The 14,952-nt window shown below is 61.1% G+C and carries 13 protein-coding genes; 8 read left to right on the forward strand and 5 right to left on the reverse strand.

Annotation, left to right across the window (positions count from 1 at the left end; all coding sequences use genetic code 11):
• Nucleotides 1-80: 80 nt before the first annotated feature.
• The 6 genes from SNL23_RS04585 (at nucleotide 81) to SNL23_RS04610 (ending at nucleotide 7,730) form a co-directional block, all read left to right on the forward strand.
• Nucleotides 81-2,315 (forward strand): TonB-dependent receptor, encoded by a 2,235-nt coding sequence (locus SNL23_RS04585; protein ID WP_318301732.1) that lies wholly within the window; start codon nucleotides 81-83, stop codon nucleotides 2,313-2,315.
• A 65-nt stretch (nucleotides 2,316-2,380) separates the two neighbouring features.
• Nucleotides 2,381-3,262 (forward strand): LysR family transcriptional regulator, encoded by an 882-nt coding sequence (locus tag SNL23_RS04590; protein WP_318301733.1) that lies wholly within the window; start codon nucleotides 2,381-2,383, stop codon nucleotides 3,260-3,262.
• Nucleotides 3,263-3,382: 120 nt separating this feature from the next.
• Nucleotides 3,383-4,489 carry a tartrate dehydrogenase gene (locus SNL23_RS04595; RefSeq protein ID WP_167665723.1) on the forward strand — a complete coding sequence of 369 codons (1,107 nt, stop codon included), beginning with the start codon at nucleotides 3,383-3,385 and terminating at the stop codon, nucleotides 4,487-4,489.
• Between the two features lie 2 nt (nucleotides 4,490-4,491).
• The gene (locus tag SNL23_RS04600) at nucleotides 4,492-5,940 is read left to right on the forward strand and encodes an aldehyde dehydrogenase family protein (protein WP_318301734.1); all 1,449 of its coding nucleotides are present in this window, start codon (nucleotides 4,492-4,494) and stop codon (nucleotides 5,938-5,940) included.
• Between the two features lie 32 nt (nucleotides 5,941-5,972).
• Nucleotides 5,973-6,731, forward strand: a complete 759-nt coding sequence (locus tag SNL23_RS04605; protein WP_318301735.1) for an SDR family oxidoreductase — start codon at nucleotides 5,973-5,975, stop codon at nucleotides 6,729-6,731.
• Nucleotides 6,732-6,758: 27 nt separating this feature from the next.
• The gene (locus tag SNL23_RS04610; protein WP_087695324.1) at nucleotides 6,759-7,730 is read left to right on the forward strand and encodes a cyclase family protein; all 972 of its coding nucleotides are present in this window, start codon (nucleotides 6,759-6,761) and stop codon (nucleotides 7,728-7,730) included.
• Between the two features lie 9 nt (nucleotides 7,731-7,739).
• On the opposite strand, the gene SNL23_RS04615 is transcribed toward SNL23_RS04610, so the two are convergent.
• Nucleotides 7,740-8,054 carry a protealysin inhibitor emfourin gene (locus SNL23_RS04615; RefSeq protein WP_318301736.1) on the reverse strand — a complete coding sequence of 105 codons (315 nt, stop codon included), beginning with the start codon at nucleotides 8,052-8,054 and terminating at the stop codon, nucleotides 7,740-7,742.
• A 10-nt stretch (nucleotides 8,055-8,064) separates the two neighbouring features.
• Nucleotides 8,065-9,099: a M4 family metallopeptidase gene (locus tag SNL23_RS04620; RefSeq protein WP_318301737.1), complete on the reverse strand. Its 1,035-nt coding sequence runs from the start codon at nucleotides 9,097-9,099 to the stop codon at nucleotides 8,065-8,067.
• Between the two features lie 140 nt (nucleotides 9,100-9,239).
• On the opposite strand from SNL23_RS04620, the gene SNL23_RS04625 reads away from it, so the two are divergent.
• Entirely contained in the window at nucleotides 9,240-9,827 is a 588-nt protein-coding gene (locus SNL23_RS04625; protein WP_076014336.1) for a hypothetical protein, read from the forward strand.
• Nucleotides 9,828-9,848: 21 nt separating this feature from the next.
• Here SNL23_RS04625 and SNL23_RS04630 read toward each other — a convergent pair whose 3' ends face one another.
• The 3 genes from SNL23_RS04630 to SNL23_RS04640 all read right to left on the reverse strand — a co-directional run bounded on the left by SNL23_RS04630 (nucleotide 9,849) and on the right by SNL23_RS04640 (nucleotide 13,913).
• A complete protein-coding gene (locus tag SNL23_RS04630) occupies nucleotides 9,849-10,316 on the reverse strand; it encodes an SRPBCC family protein (protein WP_318301738.1) in 468 nt (155 codons plus the stop codon).
• 92 nt (nucleotides 10,317-10,408) lie between these two features.
• Nucleotides 10,409-12,301, reverse strand: coding sequence for a penicillin-binding protein 2 (mrdA, locus tag SNL23_RS04635; RefSeq protein ID WP_076014338.1), 1,893 nt, complete (start codon nucleotides 12,299-12,301; stop codon nucleotides 10,409-10,411).
• A 196-nt stretch (nucleotides 12,302-12,497) separates the two neighbouring features.
• Nucleotides 12,498-13,913, reverse strand: coding sequence for an aldehyde dehydrogenase family protein (locus SNL23_RS04640; RefSeq protein ID WP_318301739.1), 1,416 nt, complete (start codon nucleotides 13,911-13,913; stop codon nucleotides 12,498-12,500).
• A 101-nt stretch (nucleotides 13,914-14,014) separates the two neighbouring features.
• Between SNL23_RS04640 and SNL23_RS04645 the strand changes: the two genes are divergently transcribed.
• On the forward strand, nucleotides 14,015-14,905 hold the full coding sequence (locus SNL23_RS04645; protein ID WP_076014340.1) for a LysR family transcriptional regulator: 891 nt from the start codon (nucleotides 14,015-14,017) through the stop codon (nucleotides 14,903-14,905).
• Nucleotides 14,906-14,952: the final 47 nt, after the last annotated feature.

Consider the following 14,952-nt stretch of genomic DNA (forward strand, 5'->3'; position numbering starts at 1 on the left):
CGGAGTCGTATCCGCGCAGCGAGGACGCGCAACGTTGTTGCCCTTTTCCTCACATTGACGGTTCGCCGTCAGGATCGACCATGCCCACTTCCAGCCGTTTTGCTGTGCCGTTTCGCCCTACCCTGCTCGCCCTTTGCTGCTCCCTGAGCCTCGCTGCTCACGCTGCAACTCCAGAAACCACGCAGGATGCGAACAACAGTCAGGACGGCAAGGCTCTGGAATTGGGTGCTACCACCATCAGCGCCGACGCACCTACGCCCAACGCCCTGGCCCCGGTGTATGCCGGCGGCCAGGTCGCTCGCGGCGGGCAACTGGGGGTGCTGGGCAATCAGGACATCATGGACGTGCCCTTCAGCATGTCGTCCTATACCGAAAAACTGATTCGTGACCAGCAGGCCGAAAACGTCGGTGATGTGCTGCTCAACGACTCGTCCGTGCGCCAGGCGTCAGGCTATGCCAACCAGGCCCAGGCCTTTGTGATCCGTGGCCTGCCGCTGAACGGCGACGACATTTCGTTCAACGGTTTGTACGGCATCCTGCCGCGCCAGATCATGTCCACCGACGCCCTGGAACGGGTTGAAGTGTTCAAGGGCCCCAACGCCTTTATCAACGGCGTGACGCCCGGCGGCTCCGGGATTGGCGGCGGTGTGAACCTGCAACCCAAGCGCGCCGATGATGTGCCGTTGCGCCGCTTCAGCACCGATATCAGCAGCGATGGCCGGGTCGGCGAGCACCTGGATATCGGCCAGCGCTTTGGTGAAGACAATCGCTTCGGCGCGCGGGTGAATATCTCCCAGCGTGAGGGCGATACCGGGGTCGACGACGAGAGCCAGCGCTCGAAGCTGTTTGCGGTTGGCCTGGATTATCGCGGCGATGCACTGCGTTTGTCGGGGGATTTTGTCTACTCGAAACAGCAGATCAATGGCGGGCGCAACACCGTGCTGCTTGGCCAGAACCTGACCCATATCCCCAACGCACCTTCGGCCGACACCAACTACGCGCCGAGCTGGGGCACCAGCAGCCTGGAAGACACCTTCGGCATGTTGCGCGCCGAGTACGACCTCAACGACAACTGGACCGCTTATGTCGCCGGCGGTGCCAAGCACACCAACGAGATCGGCCGCTACTCGTCGGTCACATTGAACGACACCCTGGGCAATGCCACCGTCAGTGGCTCGCGCATCGCCCACCAGGAAGACAACACCAGCCTGATGGCAGGCTTGAACGGCAAGTTCCAGACCGGCCCGGTCAGCCACAAGCTGAACCTCGGGTTGACCGGGATCTGGGCCCAGACCCGCAATGCCTATGACTTCGACTTCACCGGCCACGCCAGCAATATCTATAACCCGGTGGACGTTGCCGAGCCGGTCAAAGGCAGCTTCGTGGGCGGCGACTTGAACGACCCGGGCATCACCGCCAAGACCTTCGCCCGCAGTGCGGCGGTCTCCGACACCCTGGGCTTTATGGATGATCGTTTGCTGGTGACCGCTGGTTTGCGTCGCCAGGAACTAGTGGTTCAGGGCTTCGCCTACGGCACGGGCACTCGCACCGCCGATTACGACAAGTCGATCACCACACCGGTGTACGGCCTGGTGTTCAAGCCGTGGGACCATGTGTCGTTCTATGCCAACCATATCGAAGGCCTGGCCCAGGGTCCGACCGCTCCCCAGACAGCCGGCACAGCCCCCATCAGCAACGCCGGCCAGGCCTACGCCCCGGCGCGTTCGAAACAGACCGAAGCCGGGGTCAAGGTCGACATGGGCACCTACGGTGCAACCCTGGGCGTGTACCGCATCGAGCAACCCACCGATGGCTACTCACAACTCAGCGCCGACGGTTTAAGCGCCACCTATGTTCGCCAGGGCGAGCAGGTCAACAAAGGCGTGGAACTCAACGTGTTCGGCGAGCCTATCGCAGGGCTGCGCCTGTTGGGCGGTGCAACCATCATCCACACCGAAGTCAACGGCACCCAGAACGGCGCCAACGACGGCAACCGCGCCATCGGCGTACCTAGCTTCCAACTGAATGCTGGCGTGGACTGGGATGTACCGGGCCTGCAAGGCGTGACGGTTAACGGTCGGATGCTACGCACCGGCGGCCAATACGCCGACGCGGCCAACAACCTCAGCCTGCCCGCCTGGAACCGCTTCGATGTTGGCGCCCGCTACACCTTCAAGGTGAACCAGCGTGACGTCACCCTGGGTGCCACCGTGGAAAACGTCGCCAATACCAAGTACTGGGAGTCGGCCCTCGGCGGTTACTTGACCCAAGGTGACCCGCGGGTGGCCAAGTTGTCGGCCAGCATCGACTTCTAACCCCAGGTTGGACACCGGGGTCACAACTGCGTAGTTTTTCACCCACTGCGCATAAGGACCCCGGCATGTCCCCCGACCTCACTTCCATCGAGCTGTTCCTCAAGGCGGTCAAGCTGGGCAACCTGTCCCGGGCGGCCGAGCAATCCCATCTCTCCCTCTCTGCCGCCAGCCGACGCCTGTCGCTGCTGGAGCAGCACTTCAAGGTCGCCCTGCTGACTCGCACCTCCACCGGCGTTTCGCCGACGGCGGCCGGGGAAGTGTTGGCCCAGCATGCACAGTCGATCCTTCGGGCAGTGGACAGCATGCACGCCGACCTCGCCGACTACGCCAAGGGCGCCACCGGCCGGATTTGCCTGTACGCCAACAGTTCGGCGATGAGCCAGGAACTGCCGCGCCAGCTGACCCAGTGGAACACGCTGCACCCAGGCATCCGCCTGGACATTCGCGAGGAGCGCAGCCGGGAAATTCTCCAGGCCGTGCGCGACGGCGTGGCAGATGTCGGCATTGTCACGACCCGGCCCAGCGAAGAGTTGCGCTTTGTACCCTACTGCCAGGACCGCCTGTGCCTGATCGTGCCCCATGATCATCCGTTGAAAATGCGCCATGCGCGCTTCGAGGATTTGCTCGGTTATGACTTCGTCGGGCTGGAAGACAACGCCGCCATCACGCCGTTGATTACCGAAGCCGCCGCCGCCATCGGCATGCCGTTGCGACTGCGGATGCAGGTGCGCAGTTTCGAAGCGGTGTGCCGCCTGATCGCTGCCGGCCAGGGCGTGGGCGTGCTGCCACAGGGCGCGGTGCAGATTTTCCGCAAGGAGATGGCCTTGCGCTTTATCGAAATCGATGACGCCTGGGCCGACCGCCAGATGTACCTGTGCATGCGCAAGGAACAGCCATCGCTGACCAGCCTGGCGTTGTTCGACTACCTCAGCGCCAACCCGGCCTAACCCTTCGGCCTTCGAATTTTGCGAAGGCCGATTCCACAATGAGCAATTCCCCTGCTGTAACAGCTGTGCCAAGAATGCCCCCGCCAGACCTTCCTATAAAAACAAGACAGGAGACACGGCGTGTCCGATTCCAACACCCGCCCCACCCACCGCATCGCCGTGATTCCCGGCGACGGCATCGGCCGCGAAGTGGTGCCCGAAGGCCTGCGGGTACTCGAGGCCGTCAGCCGGCGGTTCGGTATTCACTTTCACTTCGACCACTTTGCCTGGTGCAGCGAGCACTACCTGGCCCACGGCACGATGATGCCCGACGACTGGGCCGAGCAGATCGGCAGCCACGATGCGATCTTCTTCGGCGCGGTTGGCGCGCCGGACATCATCGCCGACCACACCGCTGTGTGGGAGTCGCTGCTGAAGATCCGCCGCCAGTTCGATCAATACGTGAATATCCGCCCGGTGCGCCTGATGCCTGGCGTGCCCTGCCCGCTGGCCGGCCGTGTGCCGGGTGACATCGACTTCATCGTGGTGCGGGAAAACACCGAAGGCGAATACTCCAGTGTCGGCGGAAGGATGTGGGAAGGCACCTCGCGGGAAATCGCAGTGCAGGAGTCGATTTTCTCCCGGGAAGGCGTGGACCGTGTGGTGGATTACGCCTTCAAGCTGGCGCAACAGCGGCCCCGGAAAAACCTGGTGGCGGCGACCAAATCCAATGGCATCTCGATCACCATGCCGTTCTGGGACGAGAGGGTGAACGAGATCGCCCGGCGCTACCCGGACGTGAAGACGGCCAAGTTTCACATCGACATTCTGTGTGCGCACTTCGTGCAGCACCCCGACTGGTTCGATGTGGTGGTGGCTTCCAACCTGTTTGGCGACATCCTTTCCGACCTCGGCCCGGCCTGCACGGGCACCATCGGCATTGCGCCGTCGGCGAACCTGAATCCGCAGCGGCATTACCCTTCACTGTTCGAGCCGGTACACGGCTCGGCGCCGGACATCGCCGGGCTGGGCGTGGCCAATCCTATCGGGCAGATCTGGTCGGCCGCGCTGATGATCGAGCACTTGGGCGACGGTAATCCGCTTTACCAGGAAGCCGCAGCGGCGATCGTGTCCGCCATCGAAACCGTGCTTGCCGAAGGCCCGCGCACCCGGGAAATGGGCGGCAGCGCCAGCACCGTTGAAGTGGGCCGCGCCATCGCCGAATGCGTCGCAGGGAACAGGAGTTGAACATGACCAACGCACATTACATCGCCAACCAATGGCTGGCATCGACCTCGCTGGAAGACATTCCAGTGATCGACCCGAGCACCGGCGAAACCTACTCGAGCATCGCCCGTGGCACGGCCGCCGATATCGATGCGGCGATCCGCGCGGCGCGCCTGGCACTCGGGGAAATCTTCGATGGCCCGTGGGGCACGTTATCTGCCGTGCAGCGCAGCCGCCTGCTGGCGAAGCTCGGCGTGGCGGTGTTGGACCATCATGAAGAACTGGCGCAGATCGAAGCGCGGGACACCGGCAAGGCGCTGAAAGTCGCCCGCGCCGATGCCACTGCCCTCGCCCGCTACTTCGAGTACTACGCCGGTGCCGCCGACAAACTGCACGGCGAAACCCTGCCGTATCAGGCGGGCTACACCGTATTGACCGTACGCGAACCTCATGGCGTGACCGGGCATATCATCCCGTGGAATTACCCGATGCAGATTTTCGGGCGCAGCGTCGGCGCTTCGTTGGCGGCGGGCAATGCGTGTGTGGTCAAGCCGGCGGAAGATGCCAGCCTGTCGTTACTGCGCCTGGCGGAGATCGCTGCCGAGGTCGGCTTTCCGGCTGGCGCGATCAACGTGGTCACCGGTTACGGCTATGAAGCCGGCGCGGCGTTGTGCGCACACCCGGGCATCGATCACATCTCGTTTACCGGCTCCACTGCAACCGGCACAGCCGTGTCGAAAGCTGCTGCCGAACGCCACTGCCCGGTCACCCTGGAGCTGGGCGGCAAGTCGCCGCAACTGGTGTTCGCCGATGCCGACCTGGAGGAAGCGCTGCCGGTGCTGGTCAACGCCATCGTGCAGAACTGCGGGCAAACCTGCTCCGCTGGTAGCCGCTTGCTGGTGGAGCGCAGCATTTACGAAACCCTGCTCACGCGCCTCAGCCAACGCTTTTCCGAATTGCGCGCCGGGCCTTCGGCGCTGGACCTGGACATGGGCCCGCTGATCAACCAGAAGCAGCAACGCCTGGTGCGGGAGTTTATTCGCGAGGCCGAACTGGCCGGGATCACCGTCGCCGCACGCGGCACGGTGGTAGCCGAGGCCGGCAGCGGCGGGTATTTCCAGGAGGCGGTGCTGTTTCGCGACGTGCCGCCAGACAGCCGCCTGGCGCAACAGGAAGTCTTCGGCCCGGTGCTGGCCGTAATGCCTTTCGACGATGAAGCCGAAGCGATTCGCCTGGCCAACGGCACCGAGTTCGGCCTGGTGGCCGGCGTGTGGACCCGCGACGGCGCGCGGCAAATGCGCCTGGCGCGCACGCTGCGTTGTGGCCAGGTATTCATCAACAACTACGGAGCCGGTGGGGGCGTGGAACTGCCATTCGGCGGAGTGAAGGCCAGCGGTTATGGCCGGGAAAAAGGCTTCGAGGCGCTGCTGGGCTTTACCACCTTGAAGACCATTGCGATCAAACACGGTTGATTCCTCACAACAACAAGAACGGAGAACACACCATGCGTTTAGCCAATAAAGTCGCGATCGTCACCGGCGCCGGTTCGGGTTTTGGCGAGGGCATCGCCAAGACGTTTGCCCGCCAGGGCGCCAAGGTCATCGTTGCGGACATGAACGCCGTGGGCGGTCAGCGAGTGGTCAATGAGATTGCCGAAAGCGGCGGCCATGCGCACTTTATCGAGGTCAACGTGGCCAACGATGAAAGCATGGGCGCGCTGCTGCGCGGCACACTGGAGCAATTCGGTGGGCTGGACATCGTCATCAACAACGCCGGTACCACCCACCGTAACCGGCCGATGCTGGAGGTCGATGAGGCCGAGTTCGACCGGGTATTTGCGGTCAACGTCAAAAGCATCTTCTTGAGCGCCAAGCATTTTGTGCCGCACTTTCGCGGCCAGGGCGGCGGCGTGTTCGTCAACATTGCCTCGACGGCAGCGATCCGCCCACGCCCGGGACTGGTCTGGTATAACGGCAGCAAGGGCGCAGTGGTGGTCATGAGCAAGACCATGGCGGCAGAGTTGGGGCCGGACAATATCCGCGTCAACTGCGTGAATCCGGTAGTCGGTGCCACAGCATTGCTCAGCGAATTCATGGGCGTGCCGGACACCCCGGAAAACCGCCAGAAGTTCATGTCGACCATTCCCCTGGGGCGCTTTTCCACCCCGCAAGATGTGGCCAACGCCTGCTTGTACCTGGCGTCGGACGAAGCGGCGTTCATCACCGGCACCTGCCTGGAAGTCGATGGCGGGCGCTGCGTGTAACTCACTCTCACAGGGACCGGAATTGCTATGTGTGATCTTCATAATAAGAACGAGCCGAACACCCGGGAATTGCTTGAAGGCCTGCCAAAGAATTGGGGTAAATGGGGACCGGACGACGAAGTCGGTGCCCTCAATTACCTGACTGAAGCCGAAGTACTGCGAGGCGTCGCCTCGGTACGCCAGGGCAAGACCTTTACCCTGCAGGTGCAGATCGGCCACCCCGACGGCGATCCGATGTGGCCGGCACGCAACCCGTCGATGCGCTTCAACACCCTCGACCACAGCCATTACCACTTCGGCAAACAGCCGCACATGACCGGTGGCGCGGCGTACTCCGACGACGTGATCTTCATGCAACTGCAAGGCTCGACGCAGTACGACGCTCTCGGCCACGCCTGGTACGACAATCAACTGTGGAACGGCTACGACGCGCAGACTACCGTCGGCGGCATGGCCAAGGCCAGCGTGCTGGCCATCGCCGAACGCGGCGTGGTGGGCCGCGCCGTGCTGATCGACATGGCCCGCCATCGCGGCAAGAAATGCCTGGGTCGCGGCGAAACCTTCAACCACCTGGACTTGCTCGACGCCGCCAAGGCCCAGGGCGTGACCATTGAAAAGCGCGACATCCTGATCATCCGCACCGGTTCCATGGGTGCGTTTTATGAGCTGGGCAAGACCGAGTTCTTCAAGGACCTGATGGAGCCAGGGCTGACCTACAGCCGCGAGCTGGTGGAGTGGTTCCATGAAATGGAAATCCCCAACCTGGTGACCGATACCATCGCCAACGAAGTGATCACCGACCCGGTGTCCGGGGTGCAGATTCCGCTGCATTGCGCGCTGATGCGCAACCTGGGAATCGCCTTCACCGAGATTGTATTGCTGGAGGAACTGGCCGCCGATTGCGCGGATGACGGCCAGTGGAAGTTCCTCTACACCGCCGCCCCGTTGAAGATTGTCGGGGGCAGTGGCGCGCCGGTTAATCCGGTGGTGATCAAGTAGCCCGAAAGATCAGACCTGGCCTTTGTCCCACAGCCGGACTAACTCTCCAGGTGCCAGGTCTTCCGGCACCTGGAGCAGCAACCGGTCATCGCGATCATGCTGGCGAAAACGCACTTCGATTTGATAGAAGCGCTGGTCGCCCCTTCCTGACTCAGCCGAGGCCAGCGGCAGGCAACCATTGAGCAGCGTGAAGATCTGTTCGCGTTCATCCACGTTGCACTGGGCAAACTCGATCTCTCGCGGCCGGCTCAGCATCGCGGTCACCCCGCCTTGGCGAGACAGACGCACCGTGGCATCGCTGCCCAAGGGTGGTAGCTGTTTCATCACATCCTCCTCATCCAGGACTCACGCCTACCCCGGCCCAGGCTTTCTCCACGGCCTTGGCCTGGGTCGCACCGAAACGTTCGCGGGCATGGGCGACGGTCAAGGCGGCAAAGCCTTGGAAGTCCGCATCGTTATCGAGTTTTTCGTCGCACAGGGTGTCATACCAGACTTGCCCAGCCTGCTCCCAGGCCGAGCCGCCCAAGGCGGTCGCCGCCAGGTAAAACGCGCGGTTTGGGATCCCGGAGTTCAAGTGCACGCCACCGTTGTCATCTTGGGTGACGACGAAATCCCGCATATGCGCGGGCTGCGGGTCCTTGCCCAGCACGGGGTCGTCATAGGCGGTGCCGGGATGGGACATGGAGCGCAGGCCCTTGCCCTGAACCTTGTCGGTAAGCAAATCCGCGCCGATGAGCCAGTCCGCCTGCTCGGCAGTTTGCTTGAGTACGTATTGCCGGGTAAGTACGCCGAACACGTCGGAGATTGATTCATTGAGCGCCCCGGACTGATTGCGGTAAACCAGGCCGGCTTCGCTCTCGATGATACCGTGGGTCAGTTCGTGGGCGACCACGTCCAGGGACCGGGTAAAGCGCTGGAACACCTCGCCGTCGCCGTCGCCGAAGACCATTTGCGCGCCGTTCCAGAAGGCGTTGTCGTAGCCTTCCCCATAATGCACGGTGCCGACGAGGGCTAAACCACGATTGTCGATAGAATCGCGTCCGTAAACCTGCCAGAAAAAATCGTGGGTCGCGCCCAAGGCGTCATATGCCTCATCCACCGCCGCATCGCCGCTGGCCCGCTGCCCTTCGCCGCGCACCAGGTCACCGGGGAGCACCGTCAGGTGGCCGGCATCGTAGAGGTTGCGTTGCAACGCGCCGGCGATTGGCGCCACCGGAGCCGGGCCAGGCTTGCCCGGGTTGGGCAGCAACTGGCGAACGTGCGTCAGGGTATTCAGCGCTCGCGAACGCTGCCACTCGGAACCATGGTCGATCAGCCGATGGAGAATGTAGGGCGGGATAAATCCCGGGCATGAACCTTGACTGGGCATGGGCGTTCTCCTTGTCAGATAGCGGTCTGTATTGTTGTGATCGGGTTCGGCCCCAGAGGTTCGTTTTGATCGGCTGGCGAATTTGCATATCACCGGCTCATCACTAGACTCAAGGCTCCTCTTACATGGAAGTCTATTGAATGAACGTATTTCGCCCTCTTCGTCAGGCAATTACCCTGGCAACCTTGCTGTCTGCTGGTTTCCTGACGGCACATGCCGCCGATATCCCGCTGTCCAAGTCACTGGAAGCCGATGAGGTGACCACCAAGGTGCTGAAGGTGGATGCCGCCAGCCATCAGGTAGTACTCCAAGGCGCCGAAGGTCGTGAGGTGCATGTGCAGCTCAGCGAACAGGCCAAGGACCTGGGCAACCTCAAGGTCGGCGATCAGGTCAAGGTCCTGGTGACTCATTCGGTCGCGGCCGTGCTGGATACCGACATCGACAAGAGCGCCCCGGATGCCATCGAGAAGACTGGCGTATTGCGCGCGACCGCAGATAACCCGAACCCGGGCGGTGCTGCGTTCCGCCAGGTGCAGGTGCAGTTGAAGATCACCCACATCGACCTGAAAAAAAACCAGGTGACCCTGGAAAATCCAGCTGGCCAGAGCAAAGTGCTGACCGTGGAAAAACCGGAAATCCGCGCCGGCCTCAAAGACCTCAAGGTTGGCCAGAGCGTGCTGGTAACCTACACCGATACCCTGGAAATCAGCACCGCCCACGAGGGCTGATGATTGCGGCGTCCCATCCGCTCACGGCTGATGGGATTTCGCCAGGTAGTCTTCGATGTTGTTCATCTGATCGTCCCACCCTCGGGAGTTCTTCTTGTAGGCTTTCTGACGGCGAGCGCCGGGGATCGCGTCAAAACCTGACTCCACCACCCGCAACAAGATGCCTTCGGCGTGATCCGCAAGGGTGAACTCCACCAAGGTGGGCGTTTCGGTGTCGTAATCGACATCCTTGTCTACGGCGTAGGGATGCCAACTGAAAGAGAAGCGCGTTTGCGGCTCAAGGCGCTCGATTTTGGCCTTCCACACCACATGTTCGTAACCGGGATAAGTAATTTGGGCTTCAATGGCCCGGCCCTGGGCAAACTGCTTGCCCTTGAGAGCGATGCCAAACCAGCTGCCGAATTGCTCGGCATCGGTCAGTGCTTCCCAGACGCGTTGACGTGGAGCGTTGAGCAGGACTTTACGTTTGATTTCATTTGATTCGTGCATGAGACACCTCCTGTATTGACAGTAGGCGACATCGACCAATGCGCAACCTTTAAAAAAGGATGGGGCATGACCAGCGTCATGCCCTCGTGGCCTCAGACGTGAGGGTCACCCGGTGCCTTGCTGGGCGTCGCGTATTGCGGCTTCAAATGGCCTTCCTGATCAAGCAGCCAGGCGTCCATGATCTGACGCACCACCGGGCCTGCCACTCGGCCACCGGCCTCGCCGTTTTCAATCATCACCGAAATCACGATCCGCGGGTGCTCCGCCGGGGCGAAGCCGACGAACAAGGCGTTATCGCGGTTGCGTTCCAGGGTCTTGAGACGGTTGTAACGCTCGCCCTGCTTGATGGCCACCACCTGTGCGGTACCACTCTTGCCGGCAATCCGGTATTGCGCGCCGGCTGCAGCCGCCCGGGCAATACCTCGTGGGTCGTGCATGACCAGTTGCATGCCGTGGTTGACCTGTTCCCAGTCGCGCGGGTCTTTGAGGACGACGTTAGGCATCGGATTTTCATCCACTGGCGCCACGCCATTGATGGTCTTGGCCAAGTGCGGTCGGTTCCACACGCCTTTGTTGGCGATCAACGCAGTGGCCTGGGCCAGTTGCAGCGGGGTGACCTGCATGTAGCCCTGGCCGATGCCGAGGATCACGGTTTCACCCGGGAACCACGGTTGGCGTCGGGTGGCGCGCTTCCAGGCCTGGGACGGCATCAAGCCGGCCGACTCTTCGAACATGTCGAGGGAGACTTTCTGCCCGAGGCCGAACTCGGCCAGGTAGTCGTGCAGGCGGTCGATGCCCAGCTTGTGGGCAAGGTCGTAGAAGTAGGTGTCGTTGGAGCGCATGATGGCCGCATCCATGTCCACCCAGCCGTCGCCGCTGTGGTTCCAGTTGCGGTATTTGTGATCGAAGTCCGGGAGTTGGTAATAGCCGGGGTCGAACACGCGGGTCTGGGCGGTGACCACACCGCTGTCGAGGCCGGCGATGGCCACTTCCGGCTTGATCGTCGAGCCCGGTGCGTAGAGCCCGCGCAGCACGCGGTTGAACAGCGGACGGTCGAGGGAGTCGTGAAGCGCTGCATATTCCTTGAAGCTGATACCGGTGACGAACAGGTTGGGGTCAAAACTCGGCTTGCTGACCATCGCCAGGACTTCGCCAGTTGCCGGATCGAGAGCGACCACCGAGCCACGACGGTCGCCGAGGGCTTCTTCGGCCGCTTCCTGGAGTTTGACGTCCAGGCTCAAAACGATGTTTTTGCCGGGGATCGGGTCGGTGTGCTTGAGCACTCGCAGGACGCGGCCCTGGGCGTTGGTTTCAACTTCTTCATAGCCCACGTGGCCATGCAGCTCGGACTCATAGAAACGCTCGATCCCGGTTTTACCGATGGACTGCGTGCCCCGGTATTCCACAGAGTCGAGGGCCTTGGATTCTTTTTCGTTGATCCGGCCTACGTAGCCAATGGAGTGGGCAAAGTGCGCACCCAGCGGGTAATGGCGGACAAATTGCGGCTCGACATCCACGCCCGGCAGGCGGAATTCGTTGACGGCCAGCACGGCGATCTGTTCTTCGGTCAGCTCGTAAAACAGCGTGACGGGTACAAAGGGATGACGCGCCTGCTTGAGCGCTTTATCAAATACGCCGCGGTCTTCGGCGGGCAGATGCAGGAGGCTGACGATGGCGTCCAGCTCACCCTTGAGATCAGTGGTGCGCTCGCGGGTGATCGTCAAGTTGTAGCTGGGGCGATTGTCGGCAAGTACTACGCCATTGCGGTCATAGATCAGACCGCGCGTCGGGGTAATCGGTAGGACGTGGACGCGATTGTTCTCGGAAATAGTGGAGTGATAGTCGTACTGCACCACCTGCAGGAAGTACATCCGGCCTACCAGTGCGCAGGTAATCCCCACTACCAGCAGCGCGCAGGCCAACAGCCGCTTGTTGACCAGGCGGTTTTCTTTTTCGTGATCCTTGATCGGTATCGGTTCAGGCATTTCTACAGCATCTCGTTGAATAAGGTCGACGCCGCTTCCTGCGGAGGAGAAATCAGTCCTTGTGAAAATGTGCTGCACCATACCAAAAATGCAGAAACACTTTGCATCGATTTCCCTGAACGGTGTGCTTATGGAGCCGGTTCATGCACTTAGGTTTGGCTGGTTGACCTTATTCATACGTTTTCATGCTGAGGAATCAACTGAGGATCGATTTGGGTTCCAGGAAGGCTTCCAGGCCGAATGTGCCGTACTCGCGGCCAATGCCCGATTGTTTGAAGCCGCCAAACGGTGCGAGCGGCTCATGGGCGAGGGTATTGATCAGGACCCGCCCTGCGTCGATACGGCTGGCTAGCGTGCGGGCACGCTCGGGATTTGATGACAGGATGTACGCCTGGAGGCCGTAGGGCGTGTCGTTGGCGATGGCCAGTGCTTCTTCCTCGGTTGCGTAGGTAATGATCGATAGCACCGGACCGAAAATCTCCTCGCGGGCGATGGTCATTTGATTGGTCACGCGGCTGAATACGGTGGGTCTTACGAACCAGCCCGCCGTGATGCCTTCTGGCAGACCGGGGCCTCCCGCTAGCAGGTGAGCGCCCTCCTCGATCCCGATCTGAATGTAGCGCTGCACGCGCTCCCATTGTTTAAGGCTGACCATGGGACCCACGGCCGTGGATGGATCACGAGGATTACCGGCTTGTACTTTGGTTACTTCCTCGATCATCAGCGCTTCGATTTCAGCCAGGCGACTTTCAGGTACCAGGATTCGGGTGCCGGCGATGCAGGCCTGGCCGCTGTTCATGAAGCCTGCCTGGATAGCCATGGGCACGGCCACCTTGAGGTCCGCATCATCGAGAACCAACACCGGTGATTTGCCGCCCAGCTCCAGGGTGATGCGTTTCAGTGTCTCGGCTCCGGTACGCAGGATTGTTTTGCCGACAGCGGTCGAGCCGGTGAAGGACACTTTTGCGATGTCAGGATGGGAGCTCAACACGGCGCCTACGGTTTCGCCACGACCGGTGACGATGTTGAACACACCAGGCGGTAAGCCCGCTTCATGGAGTGCACGGGTGACTATGGAGGTCTGGATTGCGCTCATTTCGCTGGGTTTGATCACCGCGGTACAGCCGGCGGCCAGCGCAGCAGCGAGCTTGCCGCAGATAAAACCGGCGTTGCTGTTCCAGGGGGTGATCAAACCGGCCACACCCAAGGGCCGCATGACCACCTCGGCAATACCGATACGTCGGGAGAAATTGTAGTTCTCCAGAACCGAAGCGGCATCCTGCAGGACGCTGGCCGCGTGCTTGGCCATCCATCGCGCACGTGAAACCGGGGCACCATACTCCTCGATAATCGCTTCGGTGAGTTCGTCCTCAATGGATTCAACGGCAGCATGCATGCGTTTTAGATAGCCGATGCGTACCTCTTTCGAGCTGTGGGAAAACTCGATAAACGCTTGCTTAGCGGCGGCGATGGCATCCAGGGCGTCCTGTTCATTTGCCAACCGAACCTGGCCGATACTCTGGCCCGTGGCGGGATTGAACAGGTCAAAAAGCTCTTCGCCATGGGGAGTTACAAAAGCGCCGTTGATGTAAATCTGGTTGATGCGTTGCATAGGTCCTCCGGGACGCTGAGCTAGTGCGTCATACCGTAATTCACTATGATTGAGTTGATAAGCCGTACAAATCGGCATGAGTTGATGAGTGATCCAGGACAATGAACACATCCGGACTGAATGAGCTGGAAGCCGTATTGGCAGTGGCGCGGCATCGAAGTTTTCGTGCGGCGGCGACTGAGTTGAATGTGTCGACGTCGGCGCTGAGTCACTCTATTGCAGGGCTTGAAGCGCGGATGGGGGTGAGGCTGTTCAATCGCACAACGCGCAGCGTGTCGTTATCTGAAGTGGGCGCAGAGTTTGTCGAGACAATTACGCCGGCACTGTTGAGCATCCGCACAGCCTTGGAACAGGCGGGAAATCGCAGCGCAGAACCCAGCGGTACCTTGCGCCTGAATACCTCGGCGGGTGCCGCAAAGCAGGTGATGCCGCTGCTGCTGGAATATCTGCGGCGTTATCCGCAGATGAAACTGGATATCGTCACTGAAGGGCGTCTGGTGGATATCGTTGCGCAGGGGTTTGATGCAGGGATTCGTCTGGGCGACACGGTTCCTCAAGACATGATCGCGGTCGATATCAGCCCGGCCCAGCGTTTTGCGGTATTGGGCAGCCCGGAGTATTTTGCCAATCACCCAGTCCCCGTCAGCCCCATAGATCTGCGGGCCCATCAGTGTATTCGCAGCCGAATGCCTAGCGGTGCGATCTACCACTGGGAGTTTGAGCGTCATGGCGAAGCAATTGCCGTAGAGGTGCAGGGGGTTTTGACCCTGGACAATCCGACGTTGATGCTTGAGGCAGCCAGGGCGGGGCTGGGCTTGACCTATCTTACGGAATGGAATGCAGCTGATGATTTGGCGAAAGGGGCGTTAGTGCGCGTACTGGAGGAATGGACACCGTCTTTTGACTGTTTGCGTCTCTATTATCCAGGTAGGCGTCATGTGCCGGCCGGATTGAGGGCACTGATTGACTTGATCAGGGAGAAAGGATTTTAAACGGCATTTCGTTAAGTTTCCGACCGCCCAAAACAAAACCCCTGATT

The sequence above is a fragment of the Pseudomonas sp. SED1 genome (genome assembly GCF_034044025.1).
Lineage (GTDB): Bacteria > Pseudomonadota > Gammaproteobacteria > Pseudomonadales > Pseudomonadaceae > Aquipseudomonas.

Coding starts and splice junctions, on each gene's coding strand:
- SNL23_RS04590 (WP_318301733.1), top strand. CDS start 2,381: ATGTCCCCCGACCTCACTTCCATCGAGCTGTTCCTCAAGGCGGTCAAG.
- SNL23_RS04640 (WP_318301739.1), bottom strand. CDS start 13,913: ATGCAACGCATCAACCAGATTTACATCAACGGCGCTTTTGTAACTCCC.
- SNL23_RS04585 (WP_318301732.1), top strand. CDS start 81: ATGCCCACTTCCAGCCGTTTTGCTGTGCCGTTTCGCCCTACCCTGCTC.
- SNL23_RS04605 (WP_318301735.1), top strand. CDS start 5,973: ATGCGTTTAGCCAATAAAGTCGCGATCGTCACCGGCGCCGGTTCGGGT.
- SNL23_RS04610 (WP_087695324.1), top strand. CDS start 6,759: ATGTGTGATCTTCATAATAAGAACGAGCCGAACACCCGGGAATTGCTT.
- SNL23_RS04620 (WP_318301737.1), bottom strand. CDS start 9,099: ATGCCCAGTCAAGGTTCATGCCCGGGATTTATCCCGCCCTACATTCTC.
- SNL23_RS04615 (WP_318301736.1), bottom strand. CDS start 8,054: ATGAAACAGCTACCACCCTTGGGCAGCGATGCCACGGTGCGTCTGTCT.
- SNL23_RS04600 (WP_318301734.1), top strand. CDS start 4,492: ATGACCAACGCACATTACATCGCCAACCAATGGCTGGCATCGACCTCG.
- mrdA (WP_076014338.1), bottom strand. CDS start 12,301: ATGCCTGAACCGATACCGATCAAGGATCACGAAAAAGAAAACCGCCTG.
- SNL23_RS04645 (WP_076014340.1), top strand. CDS start 14,015: ATGAACACATCCGGACTGAATGAGCTGGAAGCCGTATTGGCAGTGGCG.
- SNL23_RS04630 (WP_318301738.1), bottom strand. CDS start 10,316: ATGCACGAATCAAATGAAATCAAACGTAAAGTCCTGCTCAACGCTCCA.
- SNL23_RS04625 (WP_076014336.1), top strand. CDS start 9,240: ATGAACGTATTTCGCCCTCTTCGTCAGGCAATTACCCTGGCAACCTTG.